At 71.2% G+C, this 26,187-nt stretch carries 21 protein-coding genes; 9 read left to right on the top strand and 12 right to left on the bottom strand.

The window, feature by feature from the left end; genetic code table 11:
- Positions 1–165 precede the first annotated feature (165 nt).
- From xylA to QE412_RS14915, 3 genes are all read right to left on the bottom strand, one after another.
- Positions 166–1,368, bottom strand: coding sequence for a xylose isomerase (xylA, locus tag QE412_RS14925; protein WP_307485568.1), 1,203 nt, complete (start codon positions 1,366–1,368; stop codon positions 166–168).
- Positions 1,369–1,468: 100 nt separating this feature from the next.
- Positions 1,469–2,365 (bottom strand): esterase/lipase family protein, encoded by an 897-nt coding sequence (locus QE412_RS14920; protein ID WP_307485565.1) that lies wholly within the window; start codon positions 2,363–2,365, stop codon positions 1,469–1,471.
- A 105-nt stretch (positions 2,366–2,470) separates the two neighbouring features.
- Positions 2,471–2,956 (bottom strand): glutathione peroxidase, encoded by a 486-nt coding sequence (locus tag QE412_RS14915; protein WP_307485562.1) that lies wholly within the window; start codon positions 2,954–2,956, stop codon positions 2,471–2,473.
- Positions 2,957–3,159: 203 nt separating this feature from the next.
- On the opposite strand from QE412_RS14915, the gene QE412_RS14910 reads away from it, so the two are divergent.
- The 5 genes from QE412_RS14910 to QE412_RS14890 all read left to right on the top strand — a co-directional run bounded on the left by QE412_RS14910 (position 3,160) and on the right by QE412_RS14890 (position 11,625).
- Positions 3,160–4,320 (top strand): ROK family transcriptional regulator, encoded by a 1,161-nt coding sequence (locus QE412_RS14910; protein ID WP_307485558.1) that lies wholly within the window; start codon positions 3,160–3,162, stop codon positions 4,318–4,320.
- A 122-nt stretch (positions 4,321–4,442) separates the two neighbouring features.
- Positions 4,443–5,690 carry a D-arabinono-1,4-lactone oxidase gene (locus QE412_RS14905; protein WP_307485555.1) on the top strand — a complete coding sequence of 416 codons (1,248 nt, stop codon included), beginning with the start codon at positions 4,443–4,445 and terminating at the stop codon, positions 5,688–5,690.
- Positions 5,691–5,951: 261 nt separating this feature from the next.
- A complete protein-coding gene (locus QE412_RS14900) occupies positions 5,952–9,035 on the top strand; it encodes a chitobiase/beta-hexosaminidase C-terminal domain-containing protein (protein WP_307485552.1) in 3,084 nt (1,027 codons plus the stop codon).
- A gap of 231 nt (positions 9,036–9,266) precedes the next feature.
- Positions 9,267–10,415 carry a nucleotidyltransferase family protein gene (locus tag QE412_RS14895; protein WP_307485550.1) on the top strand — a complete coding sequence of 383 codons (1,149 nt, stop codon included), beginning with the start codon at positions 9,267–9,269 and terminating at the stop codon, positions 10,413–10,415.
- A 136-nt stretch (positions 10,416–10,551) separates the two neighbouring features.
- Positions 10,552–11,625 (top strand): glycosyltransferase family 4 protein, encoded by a 1,074-nt coding sequence (locus QE412_RS14890; protein WP_307485546.1) that lies wholly within the window; start codon positions 10,552–10,554, stop codon positions 11,623–11,625.
- A gap of 2 nt (positions 11,626–11,627) precedes the next feature.
- On the opposite strand, the gene QE412_RS14885 is transcribed toward QE412_RS14890, so the two are convergent.
- Complete coding sequence (locus QE412_RS14885) at positions 11,628–12,686, bottom strand: glycosyltransferase (protein ID WP_307485544.1); 1,059 nt, start codon at positions 12,684–12,686, stop codon at positions 11,628–11,630.
- Positions 12,687–12,825: 139 nt separating this feature from the next.
- Here QE412_RS14885 and QE412_RS14880 point away from each other — a divergent pair, with 139 nt between their 5' ends.
- The 4 genes from QE412_RS14880 (at position 12,826) to QE412_RS14865 (ending at position 17,427) form a co-directional block, all read left to right on the top strand.
- Entirely contained in the window at positions 12,826–13,728 is a 903-nt protein-coding gene (locus QE412_RS14880) for an SDR family oxidoreductase (protein ID WP_307485541.1), read from the top strand.
- Between the two features lie 257 nt (positions 13,729–13,985).
- Positions 13,986–15,380, top strand: coding sequence for an alpha/beta hydrolase (locus QE412_RS14875; protein WP_307485537.1), 1,395 nt, complete (start codon positions 13,986–13,988; stop codon positions 15,378–15,380).
- Positions 15,377–16,924, top strand: a complete 1,548-nt coding sequence (locus QE412_RS14870) for a GMC family oxidoreductase (RefSeq protein WP_307485534.1) — start codon at positions 15,377–15,379, stop codon at positions 16,922–16,924. The genes QE412_RS14875 and QE412_RS14870 overlap by 4 nt, the downstream gene beginning before the upstream one ends.
- A 158-nt stretch (positions 16,925–17,082) precedes the next feature.
- On the top strand, positions 17,083–17,427 hold the full coding sequence (locus QE412_RS14865) for a LysR family transcriptional regulator (protein ID WP_307485531.1): 345 nt from the start codon (positions 17,083–17,085) through the stop codon (positions 17,425–17,427).
- Between the two features lie 101 nt (positions 17,428–17,528).
- Here QE412_RS14865 and QE412_RS14860 read toward each other — a convergent pair whose 3' ends face one another.
- The 8 genes from QE412_RS14860 to QE412_RS14825 form a co-directional block, all read right to left on the bottom strand.
- A complete protein-coding gene (locus tag QE412_RS14860; RefSeq protein WP_307485526.1) occupies positions 17,529–19,169 on the bottom strand; it encodes an ABC-F family ATP-binding cassette domain-containing protein in 1,641 nt (546 codons plus the stop codon).
- A gap of 57 nt (positions 19,170–19,226) precedes the next feature.
- Complete coding sequence (gene xerD, locus QE412_RS14855; RefSeq protein ID WP_307485523.1) at positions 19,227–20,156, bottom strand: site-specific tyrosine recombinase XerD; 930 nt, start codon at positions 20,154–20,156, stop codon at positions 19,227–19,229.
- A gap of 4 nt (positions 20,157–20,160) precedes the next feature.
- The gene (locus QE412_RS14850) at positions 20,161–20,739 is read right to left on the bottom strand and encodes an NUDIX domain-containing protein (protein ID WP_307485521.1); all 579 of its coding nucleotides are present in this window, start codon (positions 20,737–20,739) and stop codon (positions 20,161–20,163) included.
- Position 20,740: 1 nt separating this feature from the next.
- The gene (locus QE412_RS14845; protein ID WP_307487240.1) at positions 20,741–22,438 is read right to left on the bottom strand and encodes a CTP synthase; all 1,698 of its coding nucleotides are present in this window, start codon (positions 22,436–22,438) and stop codon (positions 20,741–20,743) included.
- A 159-nt stretch (positions 22,439–22,597) separates the two neighbouring features.
- A complete protein-coding gene (recN, locus tag QE412_RS14840) occupies positions 22,598–24,295 on the bottom strand; it encodes a DNA repair protein RecN (protein ID WP_307485516.1) in 1,698 nt (565 codons plus the stop codon).
- Positions 24,292–25,212: an NAD kinase gene (locus tag QE412_RS14835; protein ID WP_307485513.1), complete on the bottom strand. Its 921-nt coding sequence runs from the start codon at positions 25,210–25,212 to the stop codon at positions 24,292–24,294. Before QE412_RS14835 ends, recN begins: the two co-directional genes overlap by 4 nt.
- Complete coding sequence (locus tag QE412_RS14830) at positions 25,209–26,009, bottom strand: TlyA family RNA methyltransferase (protein WP_307485509.1); 801 nt, start codon at positions 26,007–26,009, stop codon at positions 25,209–25,211. The genes QE412_RS14835 and QE412_RS14830 overlap by 4 nt, the downstream gene beginning before the upstream one ends.
- The gene (locus QE412_RS14825; protein ID WP_307485507.1) at positions 26,006–26,176 is read right to left on the bottom strand and encodes a hypothetical protein; all 171 of its coding nucleotides are present in this window, start codon (positions 26,174–26,176) and stop codon (positions 26,006–26,008) included. Before QE412_RS14825 ends, QE412_RS14830 begins: the two co-directional genes overlap by 4 nt.
- Between the last annotated feature and the right edge of the window lie 11 nt (positions 26,177–26,187).

The following is a 26,187-nucleotide window of genomic DNA, read 5'->3' as shown; positions in this document are numbered from 1 at the left end:
GTGAGTAGGTTCCGCGCGGGCCGGGCCGGGGTTGAGCGTCCAGGACACGCCGCGTGGGGTGCGACCTGTGCGGCGTGTTTTGGACACTCAACGGAGAACTACCGGGCGCCCGGATGCCGCGGCTCGCGGGGTCCGGATGCCGCCGGCATCCGGACCCCGGGGGGATCAGCGCGCGCCGAGCAGGTGCTCGGTGGCGAGCTGCTGCAGGCGGACGAAGCCGAAGCCCTTGCCGCCGAGGTACGCGTCGGTGTCGAAGTCCTCGTACGCCGAGCGATCGGCGAGGAGGTCGTCGTACGACTCGCCCTCGTTCAGCGTGGGCTGCGCGAGCTCGGGCACCTTGGCGGCGGCGAGCGCCTCCTGCACCTCGGGGTCGGCGCGGAAGGCCGCGGCGCGCTCCTTGAGCAGCAGGTAGGTGTTCATGTTGGCCGAGACCGAGTCCCAGACGCCCGACTCGTCCTCGGTGCGCGAGGGCTTGTAGTCGAAGTGACGGGGACCGTCGTACGCGGGGACGCCGGGGTGCCCATCAGCAGAGTAGCCGCCGTTCTCGAGCAGGTCGACGAGGGCGAACGCGTTGTGCAGGTCGCCGTGGCCGAAGACGAGGTCCTGGTCGTACTTGATGCCGCGCTGGCCGTTGAGGTCGATGTGGAAGAGCTTGCCGTGGTACAGCGCCTGGGCAATACCGGCGGCGAAGTTCAGGCCCGCCATCTGCTCGTGGCCGACCTCGGGGTTCAGGCCCACCAGCTCGGGGCGCTCGAGCGAGTCGATGAACGCGATCGCGTGCCCGAGGGTCGGCAGCAGGATGTCGCCGCGGGGCTCGTTGGGCTTGGGCTCGATCGCGAAACGGATGTCGTAGCCCTTGTCGGTGACGTAGTCGCCGAGCAGGTTGACGGCCTCGCGGTAGCGCTCGAGGGCCTGGCGGATGTCCTTCGCGGAGTCGTACTCGGCACCCTCGCGGCCGCCCCACATCACGAACGTCTTCGCGCCGAGCTCGGCGGCGAGGTCGAGGTTGCGCAGCACCTTGCGCAGCGCGAAACGACGCACCTGGCGGTCGTTCGAGGTGAAGCCGCCGTCCTTGAAGACGGGGGCCGAGAAGAGGTTCGTCGTGACCATCGGCACGATCACGCCGGTGTCGGCGAGAGCGCCCTTGAGGCGGTCGATCTGCATCTGGCGCTCGGCATCCGTGGAGCCGAAGGCGAAGAGGTCGTCGTCGTGGAAGGTCAGGCCGTAGGCGCCGAGCTCCGAGAGCTTCTCGACCGCGTGCACGACGTCCAGCGCCGGGCGGGTCGGGCCGCCGAACGGGTCGGCGCCGTTGTAGCCGATGGTCCAGAGTCCGAACGAGAACTTGTCATCGCGGGTGGGGGTGGGCATTCCTGCTCCTTCGCATGGACGCACGGGCGCGCGGTGACGCCCCCGGGTTTGTTGGTTTTCACAACATATACCCCGGATGCCACCGCGTCCAGCGCTGCCGTCACATTCCCCGAGCCGCGTCGACGACGGCGAAGACCTCCGGGTTCCACGTCAGCGCACGCTCCCACGGCAACCCGAAGGCGTCGGCGAAGAAGATGCTGTGCACGTCGTCGGCGAACGAGTGCCGCTCGACTCGGGGCAGGACCGCAGCGGGCACGTCGTCGGCGCGCCCGCTGCGCAAAGACACCAGGCCGTCGTGCGGCCACAGCTGCGCCGGCTCGGTCGCCGCCGCGAAATACCCGGCACCGATCGCGGTCACCGCGATATCGTCGAGCACCCCCGCCTGCGCCACGTTCCACGGTCGGAGGAAGCCCCGCGCCACCTGCTCGGCCGCGCCCTGCGAGTGCGCGGCCGCGTACTCCCGCGCCTGCGCGAGAATCGTCGAGGTGGCCGGGTCGCCGTGCGCGTCGGCATCCGTGATCTCGCCCGCGACGGCGTCGCCGAGCACCGCGCCGTCCCACGGGGTGCCGAGGGTGATCAAGCGCTCGACGCGCGGACCGCCAGACGCCAGCTCGCGGATCGCCGCCCGCGAGAACAGCCCGCCCATCGAATGCCCGACGAGATCGATGCCGGTCAGCGCATGTTCGTCGGCGAGCCACCGCAGGAACGCGGCGAGCGCCACGCCGGCGTCGTCGATCGCGCCGACGGAGTTGATGGTGACGCCCTCGGGCAGCACGACGGGAACGTCATCGAAGCCCTGCCATCCGGCATCCACCCGCACCTCTCCGACGCCCAGGCGCGCCGGCGCGGTGAACACCGGCACCCCGCGCTCGAGCAGGTGGGCGCGCAGCGCGGTGAGGGTGTTGCCCGCGGCGAGACCGGTCGCCGCGGCCCGCTCGGGATCGGTGTACGGCGTGACGGCCGCACCACCGGAGACGAGGACGACGGCATCTGCCATGGGGACTCCTTCGCGGATCGGGTCCCGGTCAGGATAGGCCCCCATCTCCCGCGCCCTTCCCCGCCGGGCGGGCGCGGGCGCGGCTGCACGAGCGCGGGCGACGCGTCAGCGCGGCAGCGCGTCCTCGATCGCGGCGATGACCTCGGGTGCGTCGGGCAGCGTGCGCGGGCTGAAACGCGTGACGCGACCGTCGGGGGCGACCACGAACTTCTCGAAGTTCCACGAGATGCGGCCGGTCTTGCCCTCGGCATCCGGAGTCTGCGTCAGCTCTTTGTACAGCGGGTGGGCGTTGCGACCGTTGACCTTGACCTTCTCGGTCATGGGGAAGGTGACGCCCCACGTCGCCGAGCAGTACTCGGCGATCTTCTCGCTGTCGCTCAACTCCTGCAGGAACTGATTGCTCGGAAAGCCGATCACGGTGAACCCGCGGTCGGCGTAGCGCTTGTGCAGCTCTTCGAGCGTCTCGTATTGACCCGAGAGCCCGCAGCGCGAGGCGACGTTCACGACGAGCGCGGCCTTGCCGTCGGCGAGCGCGCCGAACGTGGTCTGTTCGCCCTGGAGGGTGGTGACGGGGATGCCGGAAAGGTCCATGCTCCGATCCTGGCACCGCCCGCGTGACCGGGGGTGGGAATGGCGGCGATGCCTCGCGATGAGCACCCCGCGCCACCAACGCATAAACGCCTTCCGCGCGCAGAAACACGTTGACACCGCGTTTATGCGCGCGAATCGCGTTTATGCCGCCGAGCGAGCGGCCCTCGACGCGGCGGGGCACGCGCCCGTGGCACAGTGGTCGCATGGTCACCGCGGGCAGTCGAGGCGACGGCATGCGCCGTGCCAACCTCTCTCTCGTGCTGCGCACCGTGCACCGGGAGGGTCCGCGATCGCGCGCCGCCCTCACCGAGGCGACGGGGCTGAACCGCTCGACGATCGCCGACCTCGTGGGGGAGTTGCAGCGCGCGGGACTCGTCGTCGAGCGCGCCTCCGACGCCCAGGGCCGCGTCGGTCGACCGTCGCCCATCGTCATGCCCGATCCCCGGGTCGTCGCCCTCGCGGTCAACCCCGAGGTCGACGCGGTCGACATCGGCGCGATCAGCCTGGACGGCACCGTCGTCGTGCGCGAGCGCATCGAGCAGCCCGCGCTGGTGACTCCGGCGCGCGTCGCCGAACTCGTCGCCGAACGCCTGTCGGTGTGGCATGGCGGCCCCCTGGCGAGCGCTCGCATCGTCGGGGTGGGCGCAGCCGTGCCCGGCCCGGTTCGCGCCGCCGACGGCGTCGTCCGCGAGGCGCCGCACCTCGGCTGGATCGAGGCGCGTATCGGGGTGATGCTCGCGGATGCCACGGGCTTGCGCGCCCACGTCGGCAACGACGCAGCCCTCGGCGCCCTGGCCGAGTACCTCTTCGGCGCCGCGCGCGGCGCGCACGACGTGGTCTACCTCAACGGCGGGGCGAGCGGCATCGGCGGTGCCGTGATCGTGGGCGGCGTCCCTCTCGGCGGGGCGGGCGGGTACGCCGGGGAGTTCGGCCAGAATCGGCCCGGCATCGCCGACGCAGCCGACCGGCGCGCACCGGACGGCGTGCTCGAAGACGAGGTCAGCCGCGCGTTCCTGCTCGAGGCCGTGGGGCTCGAGGGCGGTGACGATGCGGTCCTGGCCGCAGCCCTGGCATCCACCACCGACCCGGCGGCCCACGCGGAGGTCGACCGGCAGCGGCGGATCCTCGCGACGGCGCTCGCCAACGCCGCCAACGTGCTGAACCCCGCGGTGATCGTGCTGGGCGGGTTCCTCGCGGTCCTGGCCGCCCACGACCTCGAGGCTCTCGACGCCGCCGTGCGCACCCAGACCATCCCGGCCTGCACCGAGGGACTACGCCTGGCCGTCGCCGAGCTGGGCGAGGACCGCCTGCTCGTGGGGGCCGCCGAGGCGGTGTTCGAGGCCGCGCTGTTCCCTGCGCGCTGAGATCGGGGCCGCGCCTCTCCCTCCCTCCCCGGCGCCCACGACGGTGACGGCGGTGACGGTTCCCTGTTTGCGGCGGTGACGGCTCTCGCCCCGATCTCGGTGACACGGTGCAGGATGGAGGCGTGACCCAACGACGTGACGCCGGCACGACCTGGTCGGGCAACCACCGCTACCGCGCGACCGACGTGCTGCTTCCCGGCGATCTCGACGAGCTCGCCGAGGTCGTGGCATCCGCCCGCACCTTGCGCGTACAAGCCACGCGGCACACGTTCAATGATGTGGCCGACTCCGACGCGGCCCTGGTATCGCTCGAGCGCTTGCCGATCCGCGTCGAGATGGTGGGCGACCGCGTGCGCGTCGAGGGGCTCGTCACCTTCGCGCAACTCGCGCCCGTCATCGAGGCCGAGGGCCGTGCCCTGCACAACCTCGGCTCGCTCCCGCACATCTCCGTCGCCGGCGCCACCGCCACGGGCACCCACGGCTCGGGGGTGCGCAACGGCAATCTGTCGAGCGCCGTCCGCGCGCTGGAGATCATGGATGCCGAGGGCCAGACGCACCGGATCGATCGGGCGCACGCGTGGTTCCCCGCCGCGGCTCTCGGAATCGGCGCCTTCGGCGTGATCATCGCCCTCGAGCTGCAGACCGAGCCGACCTACACCGTGACGCAGCAGGCGTACACGGGCGTGGCCTGGGACGACATCGCCGGCGACCCCGAGCGGGTGTTCGGCGGCTCGCGCAGCGTCAGCGTCTTCACGACGTGGGGCGACCCGGCGCACGACCTCGTCTGGGCCAAGAGCGACGACGGCGCGCCCGACTGGGTGGAGGAGCTCGGCGGACGACCCGTCGGCGACGACATCCACCTCGGACGTATTCGCACCGTCGACAACACCACTCCCCGCGGCACCGAGGGCCCCTGGCACACCCGGCTGCCGCACTTCCGCGCCGATGCCCTGCCCAGCGACGGCGACGAGATCCAGTCGGAGTACTTCGTGCCGTTCTCGGCCGCGCGAGAGGCCCTCGCCGCCGTCCGCGCCATCGCGCCGGCGTTCGACGCACAGCTGCTCGTCACCGAACTTCGCACCGTCGCCGCCGACGAGCTGTGGCTCAGCCCCGCCTTCCAGCGCGACGTCCTCGCGATCCACTTCACCTGGCGCAACGACACCGAGGGCGTGCTCGCGGTGCTCCCGCGCATCGAGGCGGCGTTGGCACCGTTCGAGGTTCGCCCGCACTGGGGCAAGGCGTTCGCCATGCCCGGCGAGGCCGTGCGCGCGACGCTTCCCCGAGTCGATGGCTTTCTCGCCGCGGCACGGGATGCCGACCCGCGCGGGGTCTTCCGCAACGATTTCCTGCGGCGGACGCTGGGCCTGTAGCGCGGGCCCCTACGGGGATCACCTCACGCGATGCGACGTTCTCCCGGACGGATGACACCCGACCACGGGCAGCCGTAGCCGTCGAGGGTGAAGTCGACGTCTCACCCCGCGGAGACCACGAGTAAGGTAGCTAAACTACACACACTACCTTTCAAATACCCTTGTGGAGACCCGATGCACCCGATTACTCTCACCGAGAGCCGAAGTATGTAGTTGAACTACCTCGCGGCTTCCTCATCCCTCAACGACGACGGAGTCCTCATGAGATCCCCCCGCTCACCGCGCCGATGGTTGGCGCTCTCGACGACCGGCGCGGTGATCGCGTCCCTCGCGATCGCCGGCAATGTATCGGCCGCCTCCGCCGACGACACCGCCACCGTCTCGATCGACACCGGCGCCGTCGTCCAAGACGACTTCCTCGGCATCGGCGTCAACGTCATCCCCTCCGCGCTGATGGAACGCTCGCGCGGCTTCGGCTACAGCGACGCCGACTGGGCGGTGGATGCTGAGCGCATCGCCACGATCCGTCCCAAAGTCGCGCGCGTGTGGTTCCAGATCGACTGGATGGAGCCCGACAAGGGCGTCTACACCTGGGACAGCGACCGGATGAAGGCGTTCTACCGCTACCTCGACGCCTTCCAGGCCGCCGGCACCGACATCGAACTGAACTTCGGCTGGAAAGTCGGCTCCACCGTGCACGACTGGTTCCCCATCGCGGGCGTCGACCCGTGGACCAGCGCGCCCAACGACAACGCCGCGTACGCGGCATCCGCTTCAGCCCTCATCGACCAGCTGAAGAACGTCCGCGGCTACGACAACGTCAAGTACCTGACCTATTACAACGAGCCCAACGGCAGCTGGGACTTCGAAGCCCCGGGCGACCAGCAGGCCGCCTACCTGCAGATGGCCCAGGCGGTTCACCAGCGACTCGTGGCCGACGGCCTGCGCGACGAGGTCGAGATCTGGGGGCCGGAAGAGACGGGCGCTCCCGCCTGGACCACCTATATGGCCCAGAACGGCGGCGACGCGTTCGACCAGTACAGCTTCCACACCTACGGCGACTCGTACGGCTCGGTGCCGAACAGTATCAACGCGCGCAAGAACTCCGCCGGCGGCAAGCCCGTCAACATGTCGGAGTTCGGGTGGTCCGACGACAACGCGAGCGGCTGGGACTCGGGCTACGCCAACTACGTCATCGCGGGAGCGAACCTCGGCCTGCACTCGCTGCTCGTCTGGCAGCTCAACGGCACGTGGACCGTCGACCCCGACGGCGACACGAACGGCACGTACAACATGTGGGACGCCCTCCCCCTCGGGCTCGAGCCGCGCAAGACGTTCCTCTCGGCGGGCCTGCTGAACCGCTACATCCCCGCCCACAGCGAGGTGCTGGCATCCACGTCGTCGTCGTCGAACGTCCGCTCGGCGGCCTTCCGCGACGCCGCGGGCGATTACACGGTCCTGGTGGAGTCGAAAGGGGAAGCCCCGACCGACCTCACCGTCGACTTCGGCGGCACCGCCGTGAACGCCGACTTCCACCGGGTCGCCTACACGAACGACCTGGTCCCCGACGACAACGCCCTGCTCCCCGCGGTCTCGGCGACCCTGCCGGCCGGCTCGAGCTTCACCGACGACCTGGCCGAGGGCTACTCGTTCGCCGTCTACACCACGGCGGACCCGGCTCTGCAGGTGCGGATGAGCGATGTCGACCCCACCGTCGCCTCGGGCTCGACGCTGCAGCTCGGCGCCGACGTGATCGACGGCGCGGCCGGGGTGACCTGGTCGGTCGAGGGCACGGGCAACGGCTCGGTGTCGTCGACGGGCGTCTACACCCCGCCCGTCGTCGACTCCGAGCGCGAGATCGCGGTGCGGGCCACGAGCACGGCCGACCCCACGTCCTCCGGGGTCTCAATCGTCACCGTCACCCCACAGCTGAGCGCGAACCGCGTCGATCCGGTGCATTTCGACCTCGACAGCGGCGTATACGCCGGGTCCGAGGTGCTCACGCTGTCGACCCCGACGGCCGGAGCCCAGATCCGCTACACCACCGACGGCTCCGACCCGACGGCGAGCTCGGCGCTGTACGAGCGGCCCCTCATCCTCGCCGAGACGTCCACGAAGCTCTACCGGGCCGCTGCGTTCGCGAGCGGCAAGCAGACCTCGGGCATCACGAGCCGTCTGTTCAAGGTCGGCGGCGTCTCAGAGGGCCCCGACGGGTACACCCTGTGCGCGAACGAGGGCGGCGAGTGCTTCTTCTCCGGGCAGCAGAGCGTCGCCTTCGGCGGCGACGGCCTGTTCACCTATCAGGCGAAGACCGGACCGGTCTCGTGCGACACCGCGACCCTCGGCGACCCGAACCCCACCGGCACGCAGCGGTGCTACGTCAGCCCCGAGCTGCCGTCGTCCTACCCGCTGGTGACCCTGACCAACGCCGGGTTCGAAAAGCCCGGCGGCACGAAATCCAAGACCGGCCCCTTCACGAACGGCTGGACCTTCGACAGCCGTTCCGGCATCCAGAACGGGCAGGGTCCGCTCGGTCCTCCCGCCCCCAGCGAGGGACAGCAGGTCGGGTACTTGAAGACGGATGCCGGGGTGCAGGGCACCATCTCGCAGGAGGCGGCGTTCCCGGCCGGGGAGTACCAGGTGGTCTTCGCCCTGTCCGGGCGCTCGGGCTATCCCGCGCAGAGCTTCGACGTGCTGTACGACGACACCGTGATCGGTTCGTTCACGGTGGGGTCGACGAGCTCGTACGAGACCGAGCGCACCCCGGCGTTCACCTCCGACGGCGGCCGGCACACGATCACGTTCCGCGCGACGGCACCCTCCGGCGACCGCACGGCGTTCCTCGACGCCGTCCGCATCGAGGCGCCCGTGGCGCCGGAGCCGGCGCAGCTGGCGAACACCGGCTTCGAGGCGCCGTCCACGACCGGCGTGAAGTCCGCGCCCTTCACCGAGGGCTGGTCGTTCGTCGGGCGCTCCGGCATCCAGCACAACGGCAGCGCCTTCGGCGCACCGACCGCCCCGGAGGGGACGCAGACCGCGCTGCTGCAGTCGCGCAACGGTGAGCACGGGTCGTTCTCGCAGACCCTCGACATGGATGCCGGCGACTACACGCTCAGCTACCAGGCGTCGCGGCGCCCGGGGTACACAGCGGTGCAGACGATCCAGGTGCTCGTCGACGGGGTGGTGGTCGATAGCTTCGCTCCCCCGACCGCCACGTTCACCTCTCACACGACGGCGTCGTTCACGGTGCCGGCGGGCGATCGGCAGATCACGTTCCGCGGGTCGGCCCCGAGCGGGGATGCCACGGCCTTCATCGACGCGGTCTCGTTGACGCCCGTTCCCTGATGTCGCGTTCGGCCCGGGTTCGCGCCCGGGCCGAACGCCGTCGTCGCGCACTGTCGGATCCCGTCGCGTCGTTCTGCCCGACCCCGACCGTGACGCCCCTCGCCCCGCGGAGCAGATGACTCCGCGGGTGATATTCGGCACGCGTCGCCCGCGAATACCCGGCCCCTGGCCCCGCTCAGCCGGGCAGGCGGGAGAGTGAGAGATCGCCCCCTACCCTGCCCGGAGCGATGCATGACTTCTTTCCCACCCGTAGACGGGTGGTTCGCGATCGCGTACGGATCCCTCGACGTGAGCGGCTCCACCCTCTTCGAGCCAGGAGCCGAGGTTCTGCTCGTGCCGACCGTCCCGGGCGACGCACTCTGTCTGGTGGGAGAGGGCGCCGCGCTCTGGCGGCGCCTCGTCGACGGCGCCCCCGTGCGGGAGCACGACATCTCACCGGTCGAGCGCACCATCCTCGCCGAGATGACCCACGCGGGCATCGTCACACGCGACGCCGCCCACCCGGCTCGGGTGACCAAGCTCGCTCCCCCCGTCCTCTCCTCGCCGCTGCACGAGCTCGTGTACGCGCTCACGGCCCGCGTGTCCGCAGGGCACGGCATCCGGTGCGTGTTCGCCAAGGGGCCCGCGTTGAGGCTGCAGGGCTTGCGCGAGAGAGAGCACTCCGGCGACGTCGATGTCTGGTGCGACCCCGCGCGATGGGACGACCTGGCGGCGGCCCTGGAGCCCTGGGGGTGGTCGCGCGAGCCCGACCCCTGGCGCGGCACCGCGGTGCATCACACCGCGACCATGCGGCCCGAGCGCTGGGGCTGCGAGATCGACATCCACCGACGCTTCCCCGGGTTCACGATCGACGACGCCGCGGCGTTCGAGATCGTGCTGCGCGATGCCGAACCCCTGCGCTTCGGCGCCGTCGATGTGCTCGTGCCGAGCATCTCGACGCACGCCGTGCTCGCCGCCGTCCACGCGGTACGGCCGGTCATCGGTGCCGGCCCCCGTTCCCGCGACGCCTCCGACACCGCCGCCCGCCTGCTCGCTCGCGCTCCCGACGCGCTCACGCGGGCGCGGGAGCTGGGCGCGGTGCCCGCGCTGCGCGACGAGCTCGCCCCGCTGGCTGCCCCCGGAGAACTCGACGCCGAGCGCGGCACTCCGCGCGACTGGACCTGGCGCACCGAGTCGAGTCGCGCGCGCGCCTACGGGGCGGCGATGCGCGAGCTGCCGTGGTCGACGCGCGCACGCCTCGTGATCCGTTTCATCTGGCCCCCCGACGACATCGCACTGGCCTCGGCACAGCGCGCCGGCCAGCCCACCGACGACCCCACCCGCGCGCGGTGGCGCCGTCTGCGCCGGGGCGTGCGCGACTGGCTGCGCGCGCGATCGTGAGGCACCCCCTCGATGCGACGATTCACCCCATCCGTCACCTTCGAGGCGGTTCCCGATGCGGCGAGCGCGGCACCGAAGCTGAGTCCGGCACCACCCTTCTCCCTCTCGTCCCGATCCTCATTCGGAGCCCCCTCGCATGACCACGCCCGACGCGCCGACCGTCGTCAACGGCCGTTTCCTCACCCACCGCACCACCGGCGTCCAACGGTTCGCCCGCGAGATCATCCGCGAGCTCGCGCCGCTCACTCCTCTCGTGATCGTCGCGCCGCCGGGTGACCTGATCGATGCCGATCTCGGCGTCGAGGTCCGCCAGGTGGGACGTCGGCACGGCCACGCCTGGGAGCAGATCGACCTGCCGGTGTACCTCCGCCGCGCGGGTCGTCCCCTACTGCTGGGCCTGGCCACCACGGGACCGGCACGCTACCGTCCGCAGATCGTGGCGCACCACGACATCACCTACGTGCGCCACCCCGACAGCTTCACGCGGTCGTTCCGCCTTCTCTACCGAGCACTGATCCCCCCGCTGCTGCGCGCGAGCGCCCGCGTCATCACCGTGAGCGAGTTCTCCGCCGGCGAGATCGCGCAGCATTACCGGGTACCGACCGAGAAGCTGCGCGTGGTCGCCAACGCCGTCGCCGGCGACTTCGCAGCCGTCGGCCCCGCCCACGACGAGGGGTGCCCCTACCTGCTGGCCGTGTCCTCCCCCAATCGGCACAAGAACTTCGACGCCCTGCTCACGGCGTTCCACCACGCGGAACTGCACCACATCCGGCGCCTGCTCATCGTCGGAGGCCAGGCCCGAGCCTTCCATGCGTCGACGCGCAGCGACGACGACGAACGGGTCCGCTTCCTCGGCCGTGTGGACGACGACGAACTCGCGCGGCTCTACCGCGGGGCGACAGCTTTCGCATTCCCCTCGCTGTACGAGGGGTTCGGGATCCCGCCGCTCGAAGCGCAGCGATCGGGCACGCCGGTGCTGGCGGCGCGGGCGGCCTCCCTCCCGGCGGTGCTGGGCGACTCGGTGCTCTGGGTCGATCCTCGCGACCCCGGCGACATCCGACGGGGCCTGGAGCGCCTCGACGGCGACCCCGCGCTACGCGCCGAGCTGTCGCGTCGAGGGCGCATCAACGAGGCCACGTACTCCTGGGCCGCTTCGGCCCGACGCGTGGCCGAGGTGGTGGCGGAGGTGCGGGCCGAGATCCGACGCTGACCTCAGCGCCCGAGAGACACATCCCAGGCGTGCGCCAGCGCAACCCGCTGCGCGTCGGGCGTGCGGGGGCCCAGGTAGGCGGCCCATGCGGCATGGTTCTCGGCGCTCCACTGCGCGAGACCCCCGGCGTGGACGGCATCCACGAAACCGCCCGTCCCGCCCGCGATCGTCAGCTCAGCGGGCAGGCCGGGCAGTGCCGGGATCGCCCGGGCGAGCACGGGGAGTCCGATCGCGTGCGCGTCGAGGATGGCGATGGGAAAGCCCTCCCATGCGGCGGTGTGCAGGTACAGGTCGAGCGCGCGCAAGCGGGCGGCCACCTCGGCGGGGGTCAGCCATCCCGTCACCTGCACCGCGGGATCGTGGTCCGCTGCGTCCCCGATCCACCAGGCCTGCACGGGCACCGCCAGTGCCGCGCGCAACTCCGCGACCCGGGCGCGGAAGAAGGCCGGATCCTTCTGCGGGGCTCCGCGCCCGAGCATGCCGACGTTGACCGGCGCTCCCGCGGCGCGCGAGCGGCGGACATCGGCCGGGTCGACGGGCACGGACGCGACGTTCGGCACCATCAGCACGCGGTCCACGGGCACGCCGACACCGACCGCCTCCGCCTTCTCGCCGGGGCCGCACGCCGCGACGATCGTCGCACGGCCCCGCAGCACCCACTCGATGAAGCGATACGCCCCGCGTACCGGGCGCGCGACGTCGGTGCGCAGGAAGGCGAAGCAATGCGGGGTGTAGACCAGTCGCGTCCGACGCCCGAGGCCGAGCAGCCGGGCGTAGACACCGGGGAAGCTCGAGTGCGCGTGCACCACGTCGAATCGCTCTGCGCGCACGAGCCGGTGAAGGCCCCGCACGGCACGCGGCACCGACGAGGTGTCCCACGCGACGAGCGCCGCGGCCGTCCCCGCCCACACCGGCGCAGGGGCCCCGTCCGCGAACGGCGCGGCGATGACGTGCTCCACCCCCGCGGGCGAGTTCGCGACGTAGGTCCGCACGGCGACCGGTACGCCTCCGGCCACACGGTCGACGAGATGCAGGATGCGCGGGGCGGCGGGGGCGGTCACGCGTCGACGGTAGAGATCTCCCCCTCCTTCGGCGACCGGGCGACACGAACGCCGCCCCCGGGTGAGGCGCCGCGTGCGTGGCATCCCGCACCGCGTCAAGGCCCCGTTCCTCGCCCGGGGCGGTGCTTAGCGTCGAGGCATGACCTCCGATCGCGATCAGTTCACCTTCGACAACCCCGTGACTCGTTACGCGCGCGTGGAACCGCCCGTTCAGCACCAGCCCGAGCCGGGCGTCCAGGCCGACATGACACCCGTACCCGACCTGGGCGAGAAGACGTACCGCGGGCTCGGTCGTCTCGTGGGACGCAAGGCGCTGATCACCGGAGGCGACTCGGGCATCGGCGGGGCCGTCGCGATCGCATTCGCCCGCGAGGGCGCCGACGTCGCGATCGTGCACCTGCCCGACGAGCAGCGCGACGCCGACCACGTCCTCGGCCAGATCCTGGATGCCGGCCGCACCGGCGTCTCGATCGCGACCGACATCACCGATCCCGGCGCGTGCCGCGAGCTCGTCGCCCGCGCCGCCGAGGCGTTGGGCGGACTCGACATCGTGGTGAACAACGCGGGCAAGCAGGTGATGGTCGAGAAGGTCGACGACCTTTCCGACGAGCAGTTCGAGCAGACGTTCCGCACCAACGTCTTCGCCCCGTTCTGGATCACCAAGGCCGCTCTCGCACACCTGCCCCCGGGCGGCACGATCATCAACACCGCCTCGCTCGAGGCGTACGTCCCCGCACCCGACCGACTCGACTACGCCGCGACGAAGGCGGCGATCAACAATCTGTCGAAGGGCCTGGCCCAGCAGCTGGCTTCGCGCGGCATCCGGGTCAACGTCGTCGCCCCGGGTCCCACGTGGTCGGCGCTGCAGGTGAGCCAGGGCGTCTCCGACGATCAGATGGAGCACTTCGACGACGAGAGCACCTATCAGCGCGCGGGCCAACCCGCCGAGATCGCCCCGGCGTTCGTCTTCCTCGCGTCGGCGGAGTCGAGCTACGTCTCGGGCGAGACCCTGAACGTCAACGGCGGCATGGTCACGCCCTGACACCCGCCCGGGAACGCCCCGGCCCGCCCGCGATGCGGTCCGCGGCGTTCGTGGCGGCGCCACCCCGCCCCCGCGTGCGAGATCCCTGACATTCCGCGCCCGCGCCGCCGGGCGACGTGCCCACCCCCGTGGCGGAACCGCTCAGGAGTTCGGCCCGCGCGACCGCCACCTTTCGCCGCAGAGTCGACGCCCTTGCGCAAAACGTGCCGATCCGCAAGCGACCCGTTCCGACCCCGCCCGTAAGCGAGCGTGAAGGCATGCCCATCGAGAACGCCACCGCCCCGGGCGGGGCGCCCGTCACCCTGTACCTGCTGCACGCGCTCGGCGCGAGTGCCGCGTCCTTCGGCCGTCTCGCCGACGGCCTCGACGGTCGCGTGCGCGTCGAGGGCATCGACCTCCCGGGCTTCGGCACGCTCGCCGACGCGCACGACTCCTCGCTCGGAACGAGCGTCGACCACGTCGTCGACCACCTGGCTCGCCACGCCCGCGGTCGCTGGATGCTCGGCGGACACAGCATGGGCGGCAAGATCGCGGCCCTCGTGGCATCCCGTGTCCTCCGCGGCGAAGCGCCGCTGGCGGGACTGGCCGGAATGGTGCTGATGGCACCGTCGCCCCCGCGCCCCGAGCCGATGGACGACGAGCGCCGCGAGCGCATGCTCTCGTGGGTGGCCGACGGACCGATGTCGATGCAGGATGCCGAGACCTTCCTCGCGCAGAACACCGCCGAGCCGCTCGACGATGCCGCGCACGCGCACGCCGTCGCGGACCTGCAGCGCACCTCGCCCGCCGCCTGGCGTGCCTGGCTCGAGACCGGGAGCCGCATCGACGCCTCCGCCGAAGTCGGCACCCTCGACCTTCCCGTCCTGGTGCTCGCCGGCACCGACGACGCCGACCTCGGTGCAGCCGCCCAGCCCGGGTTGCTGGCATCCGTGTATCCCCGTGCCCGCTTCGTCTCCCTCGCCGACACCGGCCACCTGATCCCCCTCGAGCGCACCGCCGGAGCGGCCGCGGCGATCGCCGCCTTCGTCGCCGACGAGGTGCTCGTCGGCCCCGTCGTGCCCGACGACTGGGCGGCCCTCATCGCCGGTGACCGCGTGGATGCGCGGGTGCGCGGCATCCTGAACCGCCGTGCTGTCCCCGACGACCGCGGCTACGCGCCCGAGGTGCTCGACGTCGCGCAGCTGACGGTGCTGCGCGAGGTCGCCGACCTCGTGGTGCCGCAGGACGGCCCCGCGATCGATATCGCCGCCCGCGTCGACGCCCAGCTGGCGCGCGGCGAGGGCGACGGCTGGCGCAACGCAGACCTGCCACCCGACCCCGACGCCTATCGCGCCGGCCTCGACACCCTCGCGAGCGTGTGGCCGACCGACCCGGTCGAGCGGGAGGCCGTGTTGCGCGCCGGGATCGAGGGGAAGACGGATGCCGCGGGCCCCTTCGACCCGGAGCGGTTGAAGGCGTGGCTCGAAGACGTCCGCAACGACCTCGTGCGGCAGTGGCTGGCACACCCCGCGAGCATGGCCCGCATCGGCTACGACGGCTTCGCGACCGGCGGTAACCCCATCCGCGGGTACGTGGAGTTGCGGTTGGGACGCCGCGAAGACTGGGAGCCCGTCGGCGTCGGCGGCTCCGTGGCGACGGGAGACGCGGCATGAACATCGACCGGATGCGCACGTTCGGCACCGACGAGATCGTCGACGTCGTCGTGATCGGCACGGGCGCCGGGGGCGCGCCCCTCACGGCGGAGCTGGCGAAGAAGGGTCTGAGCGTCGTCGCGCTCGAAGCCGGGCGCCACTTCACGCTCGACGACCTGACGCCGGATGAGACCGAGGCCGTCGAGATCAACTGGATGTCGGAGCGTCTGAGCGGCGGCGACGACCCCACGGCCTTCGGCCCGAACAACAGCGGTCGCGGCGTGGGCGGTTCGATGCTGCACTGGGGTGCGTTCACTCCGCGCCCCGATCGCCGCGACCTCGCGCTGCGCACCGAAAGCGGCGAGGGCCGCGACTGGCCCGTCGATCCCGACGAGCTGTTGTCGTACGTCGAACGGGTCGAGGGAGACATCGGCGTCTCGGGTCCGACCCCCTACCCGTGGGACCCGTCACGCCAGTACGCGTACGCGCCCGCGAAGCGCAACGCTCCCGCGAACCTCGTCGCGAAGGGCTGCGACGCCCTCGGCATCCGCTGGGCCGATGCCCCGGCCGCGGTGCTCACCCGCGCCCGCCTGCAGGATCACCACGGCGAGCGCGGCGCGTGCGTCAACTGCGGCGAGTGCCACCAGGGGTGCCGGATGGATGCCAAGGCCTCCACCGCCAACACGTACCTGCCCGCGGCGGTCGCCGCCGGCGCCGAGATCCGCGCCGAGGCGATGGTCCACGGCATCGAGCTTGACGCCCGTGGGCGCGTCGAGGCGGTCGTGTACCGCCGAGACGGCATCGACGTGCGCCAGCGCTGCCGGGCGCTCGTCCTCGCCGGGGGCGGGGTCGAGACGCCGCGACTGCTGCTGCACACGGGCCTGGCCAACGACAACGGTCAGGTGGGCCGCAACTTCCTCGCGCATGGTGCGACGCAGGTGTGGGGCCGGTTCGACGAGCCCGTCCGCGGGCACCGCGGCTACCCGTCGTCGCTCATCAGCGAGGACATGATGCGTCCGGCCGACGCCGACTTCGCCGGCGGGTACCTCGTGCAGAGTCTCGGCGTCATGCCCCTCACCTTCTCGACGACGCTTGTCCGCGGCGGCGGCCTGTGGGGCCCGGAGCTCATGCAGCGGCTGGAGCAAGCGCGATCCATGGCCGGCATCGGCATCAATGCGGAGTGCCTGCCGTCGGACGACAACCGGCTCGAACTGTCCGACGAGACCGACGAGTTCGGCATCCCGCGGGCACGGGTGAGCTTCACCGCGGGCACGAACGAGAAGGCGCTCGACAAGCACGCCACCGCGTTCATGCTGCGGGTGATGGAGGCTGCGGGCGCGCGCGAGACCATGGTGCTGGCCCGCACCGCGCACACGATCGGAACCTGCCGGATGTCGACCGATCCGTCGGACGGCGTCGTGGATGCCGACGGCCGCTCGCACGAGATCCCCAACCTCTGGATCTGCGACAACTCCGTCTTCCCGTCCGCCATCGCCGCGAATCCCGCGCTGACGATCATGGCTCTGTCCCTGCGCACCGCCGATCGCTTCCTGTCCGCCACCTGACCCCCCTCCCTCTCCCTCTCCCCCTCCCCCCTCCCCCCCTCCCCCCTCCCCCCTCCCCCCTCCCGTTGAGTGTCCAAGACACGCCGTCACGGCCCCACCCAGCACGGCGTGTCTTGGACACTCACCAGCACGCCGCTCGACCCGGGAGAATGGATGCCATGAAGCTCGAGCACCTGCGCCGGTTCGCCGCTCTCGCCGAGGAGCTGCACTTCCCCCGCGCGGCGGAGAAGCTCGGCATCCCCCTCGCCTCGCTGTACACGACGATCGACAAGCTCGAGGAAGAGGTGGGGCAGTCGCTCGTCTCGCGCACCCCGCCCACGCAGCTCACGCCCGCCGGCCGCCTGCTGCTCGAAGAGGCGCACCACCGCATCGCCGATGCCCCGCCGCCCGCGCCGAAGCAGAAGGCTCCCGGCGGCGGCAAGGCCAAGGCGTCGAAGGGCAAGGGCCGCGCCCCGATCGTGAAGGGCGAGCCGAAGCCGTACAAGAAGCGTCAGGGCCGCTGACCCCGCCGCCCCCTCATGCATAAACGCGATCGGCGCACATAAACGCGCTCTCCTCGCGTTTCTGCGCGCGAATCGCGTTTATGCATGAGGGGCGTTACCGCCTACAGCTCGGTCACGACCCCGGCCTCGACACGCCACCGCCGATCGGTCTCCACCGCGGCGAGCATGCGGCGGTCGTGCGTGACGAGCAGCAGCGTGCCGGTGTACGACTCCAGCGCCTGCTCGAGCTGCTCGATCGCGGGCAGGTCGAGATGGTTCGTCGGTTCGTCGAGCACGAGCACGTTCACCCCGCGCGCCTGCAGCAGCGCAAGCCCCGCGCGCGTGCGCTCGCCCGGTGACAACCCGTCGACGGGACGTGTGACATGGTCGGCCTTGAGCCCGAACTTCGCCAACAGTGTCCGCACTTCACCGGAGTTCAGCGCGGGCACGAACCCCTCGAACGTCTCGGCCAACGGGCGATCACCCACCAGAAGCGACCGAGCCTGGTCGATCTCGCCGATCTCGACGCTCGCGCCCAGGCTCGCCGTTCCCTCATCGGGCACCTGACGACCCAGGATGCCACGCAGCAACGTCGACTTTCCGGCACCGTTCGGCCCCGTGATGCCGATCCGCTCCCCCGCGTTCACCTGCAACGAGACCGGCCCGAGGGTGAAGTCACCCTGCCGGAACACCGCTCCCGACAGCGTCGACACCACAGAGCTCGACCGCGGGGCCGAGCCGATGGTGAACTCCAGGTGCCACTCCTTGCGCGGCTCCTCGACCTCTTCGAGTCGTGCGATGCGACTCTCCATCTGCCGCACCTTCTGCGCCTGCTTCTCGCTCGACTCCGTCGCGGCCTTGCGGCGGATCTTGTCGTTGTCGGGCGACTTCTTCATCGCGTTGCGCACACCCTGGCTCGACCACTCGCGCTGCGTCCGGGCGCGCGAGACGAGATCGGCCTTCGTCTCGGCGTACTCCTCGTACTTCTCCCGCGCCTGGCGGCGCAGTGTCGCGCGCTCCTCCAGGTAGGCGTCGTAGCCGCCGCCGTACACGCGGTGGGAGTTCTGCGCCAGATCGAGTTCGAGCACGCGCGTGACCGACCGCGCGAGGAACTCGCGGTCGTGGCTCACGAGCACGACGCCGCCGCGCAGGCCCTTCACGAATGTCTCGAGCCGCTCCAGGCCGTCGAGGTCGAGGTCGTTGGTGGGCTCGTCGAGCAGGGCGATGTCGAAGCGCGACAGCAGAAGCGCCGCCAGGCCCACCCGCGCCGCCTGGCCGCCCGACAACCCCGTCATCTCCGCATCCGAGCCGACGTCGAGCCCGAGGTCGGCGAGTACCTGCGGCAACCGCTCGTCGAGGTCGGCCGCGCCGCTGGCGAGCCAGCGTTCGAGTGCCGTCGCGTACGCGTCGTCGGCTCCCTCGGCGTCGGGGTCGCCGAGCGCTGCCGCCGTGGCATCCATCTCGCGCGTGGCCTCGGCGCATCCCGTGCGCCGCGCGATGTAGTGTGCGACGGTCTCGCCGGGCACGCGCTCGTGCTCCTGCGGGAGCCAGCCGACGAACGCGTCCGCGGGCGCGAGGCTGATCGAGCCGGCCTGCGGCTCGTCGACCCCGGCGAGCAGACGCAGCAGCGTGGACTTTCCCGCACCGTTCGCCCCGACGACACCGATCACGTCGCCCGGTGCGACGGTGAGGTCGACGCCGTCGAAGAGCGTGCGGTGGCCGTGCCCGCCGGCGAGGTTCTGTGCGACGAGGGTGGCGGTCATCCCTCTATGTTCTCAGCACGGCGGCCGGGATACCGTGCGACACCGCTGCGCGCCGGCTCAACGCGCCCGGGGGTGCGAGGTCGCGTACACGTCCCGCAGCGCATCGACCGTGACGTGCGTGTAGATCTGCGTCGTGGCGACCGACGCGTGACCGAGCAGCTCTTGCACGACGCGCACGTCGGCGCCGCCCTGCAGCAGATGTGTGGCGAACGAATGCCGCAGCGTGTGCGGCGAGACATGCGCCGTCAGACGCGCACGCTCGGCGGCCTCCTGGATGATGAGCCACGCGCTCTGGCGCGAAAGCGGCGCGCCGCGCACGCCGAGGAACAGCCGGGGCGTCGCCCTCCCCTTCGCCGCCAAGGCCGGCCGCACACGCGTGAGGTATGCCTCGATCGCGTCCCGCGCGTACGAGCCGACGGGAACGACGCGCTCCTTGTCGCCCTTGCCGCGCAGCCGCAGCAGGTCCCCGTGCGCGGTGTCGTCGACGTCGAGCTGCACGATCTCCGACACTCGGGCACCCGTCGCGTACAGCAGTTCCAACAGCGCGCGGTCGCGGACGGCCGCGGGATCCGCCGCCGCGGCGTCATCCGACCCGGGCGCTGGCCCCGCGGCATCCAAGAGCGCGTCGACCTGCGTGATGGTGAGCGCCTTCGGCAGGCGCCGGGGCGCCTTGGGCGGACGCAGTCGGCCCGTCGGGTCGTCGTCGGCACGCCCCTCGCGCACGAGGAAACGATGCAGCCCCCGCACCGACGACTGCAGGCGCGCGAGCGACGACGACGCGGGCGGCGGCTCGGTCGACGCCCGCTCCGCCGCGAAATCGGCGATCAGCGCCGGTGTCACCGTCTCGATCACATCGACGCCGTGGTCCCGTAACCAGTCCGCGTACATCGCGAGATCGCGTCGATAGGCGGCGACGGTGTGGTCCGAAAGCCCACGCTCGAGCGCGACGTGGCGGAGATACCCCTCGACCGCGCGCTCGAGCTCCACGACGTCAGACCGCGGCGGCCTCACGGCGCAGCACCTCGGCCGCGGCGAGCGCTCCCGTGGCGAGGATGCCGTTGCGCAGGCGTCCCGCCAGCACACCGTCGATCACGTCGGCGAGGGGCAGTCGTTCGACCCGCATGTCGGACTCCTCGTGCTCGCGCTCGTAGTCGCTCTCGACGTGGCTGAGGCCTCGCGCGAGGAAGATGTGCACGACCTCGTCATTGCCGCCCGGGGTCGTGTGCATCGACACGAGGTGCTGCCAGCGCTCCGCCGCGAGGTCGACCTCTTCGGTCAGTTCGCGCTTCGCGGTCTCGAGCGGGGGCTCGCCCGCGACGTCGAGCAGACCCGCTGGGATCTCCCAGTCGCGTTCCTTGATCGGATGCCGGTACTGCTGGATCAGCACGACCCGTTCGTCGTCGTCGATCGCCACGACCGCCGCAGCTCCCGGGTGCGCGACGTACTGACGCGTCATCTCGCTGTCGCCGTAGCGGACGGTGTCGGAACGGACGTTCCATACCGCCCCCTGGTAGACCAGCTCGCTCGAGATGACCTCGAGGTCGACGCGCTCGTCGCGGAGCTCCTCCACGTCAGTCCTCCTCGACGTCGAACAGCTCACTCGAACGGTGCCGATCGAGCGCCGCCGCGACCAGACCGCGGAACAGGGGGTGCGGTTCGGTAGGACGCGAGCGCAGCTCGGGGTGCGCCTGGGTGGCGATGTAGTACGGGTGCACGTCTCGCGGCAGCTCCACGAACTCGACGAGGTCGAGGTCGGGGTTGAGACCCGAGAAGACAAGTCCTGCGTCGTTCAGCTGCTGACGGTAGGCGTTGTTGACCTCGTAGCGGTGACGGTGGCGCTCCGAGATGCGGTTCGCGCCGTAGACCTCGGCCGCGAGCGAGCCCTCGGCCAGGTCGGCCGGGTACAGACCCAGGCGCATGGTGCCGCCGAGGTCACCGCTTTCGAGGATGTCGACCTGCTCCGCCATGGTCGCCACCACGGGGTGGACGGTGTCGGGATCGAATTCACTCGACGACGCCCCCTCGAGCCCGGCCACGGTGCGGGCGTACTCGATGACCATGCACTGCAGGCCGAGGCAGATGCCGAGCGTGGGGATCCCCTGCTCGCGTGCGAAGCGCAGCGCGCCGAGCTTTCCCTCGATGCCGCGGATGCCGAAGCCGCCAGGGACGATGATGCCGTCGACCGTGCTGAGTGCTTTGGCGGCACCCTCGGGCGTCTCGCACAGGTCGGACGGGATCCAGGTGATCTTCACCTGGGTCTCCTGTCCGAACCCACCGGCCTTGATCGCCTCGGTGACCGACAGGTAGGCGTCGGGCAGGTCGATGTACTTCCCGACCAGGCCGATGGTGACCTCGTGCTTGGGGTTGTGCACCGCCTGGAGCACGCGCTGCCAGCGCGACCAGTCGACGTCGGCCGCCTTGGCGATGTCGAGCGCGTCGACGATGTAGGCGTCGAGGCCCTGATCGTGCAGCATCGTCGGGATGTCGTAGATGCTGGGCACGTCGATGGCGTTGACCACGGCGTCTTCGTCGACGTCGCACATCAGAGCGATCTTGCGCTTGTTCGACTCGGTGACGGGGCGGTCGCTTCGCAGCACGAGAGCGTCGGGCTGGATGCCGATCGAGCGGAGCGTGGCGACGGAGTGCTGCGTCGGCTTGGTCTTCTGCTCGCCAGAGGCGCCCATGAAGGGAACGAGCGAGACGTGCACGAAGAACACGTTCTTGCGGCCGAGCTCGTGGCGGATCTGGCGCGCCGACTCGATGAAGGGTTGCGACTCGATGTCGCCGACGGTGCCGCCGATCTCGGTGATGATGACGTCGGGCTGCGGGCTCTCGCTCGCTTGCAGGCGCATGCGGCGCTTGATCTCGTCGGTGATGTGCGGGATGACCTGCACCGTGTCACCCAGGTACTCGCCGCGGCGCTCGCGGGCGATGACCTGCGAGTAGATCTGCCCGGTGGTGACGTTGGCCGCCTGGCTGAGCTCGATGTCGAGGAAGCGCTCGTAGTGTCCGATGTCGAGGTCGGTCTCGGCACCGTCGTCGGTGACGAAGACCTCGCCGTGCTGGAACGGGTTCATCGTCCCCGGGTCGACGTTGAGGTACGGGTCGAGCTTCTGCATGACCACGCGCAGCCCACGAGCCGTGAGGAGGTTGCCGAGGCTTGCCGCCGTCAGGCCTTTACCCAGGGAGGAGACGACTCCTCCGGTGACGAAAATGTGCTTCGTCGTGAAGGTCGTGTCGTCTGAATGTCCCGCGTCCGAAGTCTGCATCACGGGCTTCGATCCTATCAGTCGCATCTGTGCATGGAACGCGCGGATTCCTCCCGCGTTGCCCGGCAGTCTTGCAGGCCCCTCCGACATCCGGGTCACGACGACATGACGATCCCGAGTCCGGTCGCGGGTCGGCCGGCGGCGCCGAACGGGCGGCGCTCAGCCGACGGCGCGCCCCGTCTCGAGCAGCTCCCGCGCGTGTGTCAGCGCCGCATCCGAGTCGCTCAGCCCCGACAGCAGACGAGCCATCTCGGCCTCGCGTTCGGCGCCGTCGAGCCGCCGGACGCTGGATGCCGTGACCGCACCGTCGTTGCCCTTCACGACGGTCAGGTGGTTGCCGGCGAACGCCGCCACCTGAGCGAGGTGCGTCACCGCGATGACCTGCGACGATTCTGCGAGACGCGCGAGGCGGCGTCCGACCTCGATCGCGGCGGCTCCACCGATCCCGGCGTCGACCTCGTCGAAGACGAAGGTGGGCACGGGGTCGACCCCGGCGATGACGACCTCGATGGCGAGCATGACGCGGCTGAGCTCTCCGCCGGAGGCGCCTCGCGATACGGGACGCGGGTCGGCGCCCGGGTGCGGCGCGAGCAGGATCGACACTTCGTCGCGGCCGTGCCCCGCGGGGGTGGCTGGCGCTACGTCGACCGTCAGACGCGCGTCGGGCAGAGCCAGCGCGTGCAACTCCTCTGTGACGGCCGCGCTCAAGCGCTGGGCCGCTTCGCGACGTGCAGCGGTGAGAGCCGCCGCCGCCTCGTCGAGTGCGTCCGCGGCGGTGTCGCGCTGGGCCTCGAGACGCTCGAGCCGGTCTCCGTCGTCGTCGAGCTCGACGAGACGGGCCGAACCGGTCTCGAGCAGCGCGATCGCGGCATCCACCGACCCGTGCGTGCGGGCGAGGCCGGCGAGCACACCGCGCCGCTCGTCGACGGCGGCGAGTTCGTGCGGGCCGGATTCGTCGAGGTCGGCGAGGTAGCCCGACAGCGCCACCGAGACGTCAGTGGCGCGGTAGCCGAGGTCGGCCACCTGCTCTCCGATTGCGGCGAGGGCGTCATCGCTTCCGGCGATGCGCTCGAGAACGCGGCGCGCTTCGGCCAGCAGCGTGATCACGTCGGGCGTGCCGTCGTCGTTCGACAAGGCGGCATGGGCCGTGACCGCCGCCACCCGCAGTTCTTCGGCGTTGGTGAGCCGCTCGGCCCGACGGGCGAGTTCTTCGTCCTCGCCGGCGACGGGCGCCGCGGCTTCGATCTCGGCGATCGCGGCGCGCAGCTGCTCGGCCTCGCGCGCGCGGTCGTCGCGGTCTGCGGTGAGGGCGGCCAGCTCGGCGTCCACCGCACGCCAGGCGTCCCATGCCGCGCTGTAAGCCGCGCGAGCCGTGGTCACCGGCTCGCCGCCGAAACGGTCGAGGGCCTCGCGCTGGGCCGACGATGACTTCAGCCGCAGTTGGTCGGACTGCCCGTGCACGACGACGAGATCGTCGGCCAGGTCGGCGAGGACCCCCGCGGGTGCGGTGCGTCCTCCCACGGTGGCGCGTCCGCGTCCTTCGCTCGAGACGGTGCGGCCCAGGTACAGCTCAGCGGCGCCCCCGCCGACGGGCTCGACGTCGCCGCCAGCCTCGCGCACGCGGGCAGCGACCGCGCCGTCTTCGGGCACGATCCAGACCCCCTCCACCGCGGCCTGCGCGGCGCCCTTGCGGACGGCACCGGAGTCGGCGCGCTGGCCGAGCAGCAGACCGAGGCCGGTCACCACCATCGTCTTTCCCGCGCCGGTTTCACCGGTGATGGCGGTGAAACCGCGCCCCATCGGCAAGGTGGCGTCGGCGATCACGCCGAGATCGCGCAGGCGCATCTCCTCGATCATGCGGCACCTCCGCCAGCGCCACGCCACCCGGTGACCGGGAGGCGGAACTTTCGGACCAGTCGCTCGGTGAACGCGGCAGGGTGGAGCCGTGCGAGACGTACCGGACGCGAGGACCGCCGGACGACGACCCTGGCGCCGGGAGGCAGCTCGTGCGAGCGCCTGCCGTCGCACCATAGGATGCCGCTTCCGCTGGTGCGCTCGAGCACCTCCACCGCGACGCTGGCGTCGGGGCCGACGACCAGGGGGCGGGCGAAAAGCGCGTGGGCGGAGAGGGGCACGACGGCGATCGCCTCGACCGTCGGCCACACGACCGGTCCTCCCGCGGAGAAGTTGTAGGCCGTGGAACCCGTGGGGGTCGCGATGACGACGCCGTCGCATCCGAACGACGACAGGGGTCGCCCGTCGACGGCCATGACCACCTCGAGCATGCGTTCGCGGCTCGCCTTCTCGACCGTGGCCTCGTTCAGTGCCCACGTCTCGAAGATGACGCGATCGTCGGCGTCTTGGATCTTCACGGCGAGAGCCAGGCGTTCTTCGACCGCGTAGTCGCGCGCGATGACACGTCGGACCGCGTCGTCCATGTCGTCGCGCTCGATCTCGGCGAGGAATCCCACGTGCCCCATGTTGATCCCCAGGATGGGAGCCGTCCCGCCCCGCACCATCTCGGCTGCCCGCAGGATCGTTCCGTCGCCCCCGAGCACGATGGCCAGCTCGACGTCGTCTATTTCGACGTCGACGCCCAGCGTGGCCACGGCCTCGAGCGAGAGCCGTTCAGCGAGCTCGGGTCGGTCCTCGAGCGACACGACAGGAACCGCTCCGGCTGCCCGCACCGCCGAGATGATGCGCTGGGCGGCCTGAACAGTGTCGTCGCGGCGCGCGTGGACGACGAGGAGGATGCGGCGTTCGCTGGAGGTCATCGGCTTCCGGTCAATCGGGTCACGGTGCTCTCCCATTCTGAGGGGTTCGTGCCGTGGGCGGCCGAGAACCACGCAACGTACTCCTGGTTGCCGTGGGTTCCGACGATGGGCGATGCGATGAGTCCGTTCGTGCGCAGACCGGCGTCCCACGCCGCCCACAGCACACCGTGGACAGCGTCTGACCGCAGCGCGGGGTCTGTGACGAGCCCACCCTTCACCGCGGTGCGGCCCACCTCGAATTGGGGCTTGATCAGCAGGACGACGTCGGCATCGGAGTCAGCGGTATCGGCGATCGCGGGGATGACGTGATGGAGAGAGATGAAGGAGAGATCGCCCGTGACGGCCCGGGGGCGCTCGGCGATTCCGGTGGCGGCGGCGAGGGAGTCGGCGGTCATGAACCGCACGTTATACCCCTCCACCGACACCACGTCGGGGTCGGCGGAGATGACGGTGGACAACTGTCCGTGTCCGACGTCGACGGCCAGGACAGGACGCGCCCCGCGTTCGCGCAAGACCTGTGTGAAACCTCCGGTCGAGGCGCCGAGGTCGAGGGCGACCGCGCCGTTGACGTGCACGTCGAACGCGTCGAGTGCGGCGATGAGCTTGTGAGCCGCGCGGCTGACGTAATGATCCGCACCCGCGACCTCGAGAACGCTGTCGTCGCCGACCGACGTCGCCGCCTTGACCACCGGCCGTCCATCGACGCTGACCAGACCGTCGGCGATCAGCTGGGCTGCGTGGGAGCGGGAACGCGCCAACCCGCGTGCCGCGAGAGCGGCGTCGAGGCGCGCGCTCACGAGCGCAGGGATGCCGCGGCGTCGGTCGGCGCGGATTCGAGGCGCCGGGCCAACTCCTCGTGCACCGCGGCGTAGGCCTCGGCACGCGCGGCCAGCGGCTGCTCCTCGATCACCCGCAGGCGATCGAGCAGTTCGGGCGCGGCATCCGGCGCGGTGCTGTCCGACATGGATGCCATGC

It is taken from the genome of Microbacterium trichothecenolyticum (assembly GCF_030818955.1).
GTDB classification, from domain to species: domain Bacteria; phylum Actinomycetota; class Actinomycetes; order Actinomycetales; family Microbacteriaceae; genus Microbacterium; species Microbacterium trichothecenolyticum_B.
The sequence above is the reverse complement of the archived record's forward strand: the minus strand, read 5'-3'. Positions and strand labels throughout refer to the sequence as shown.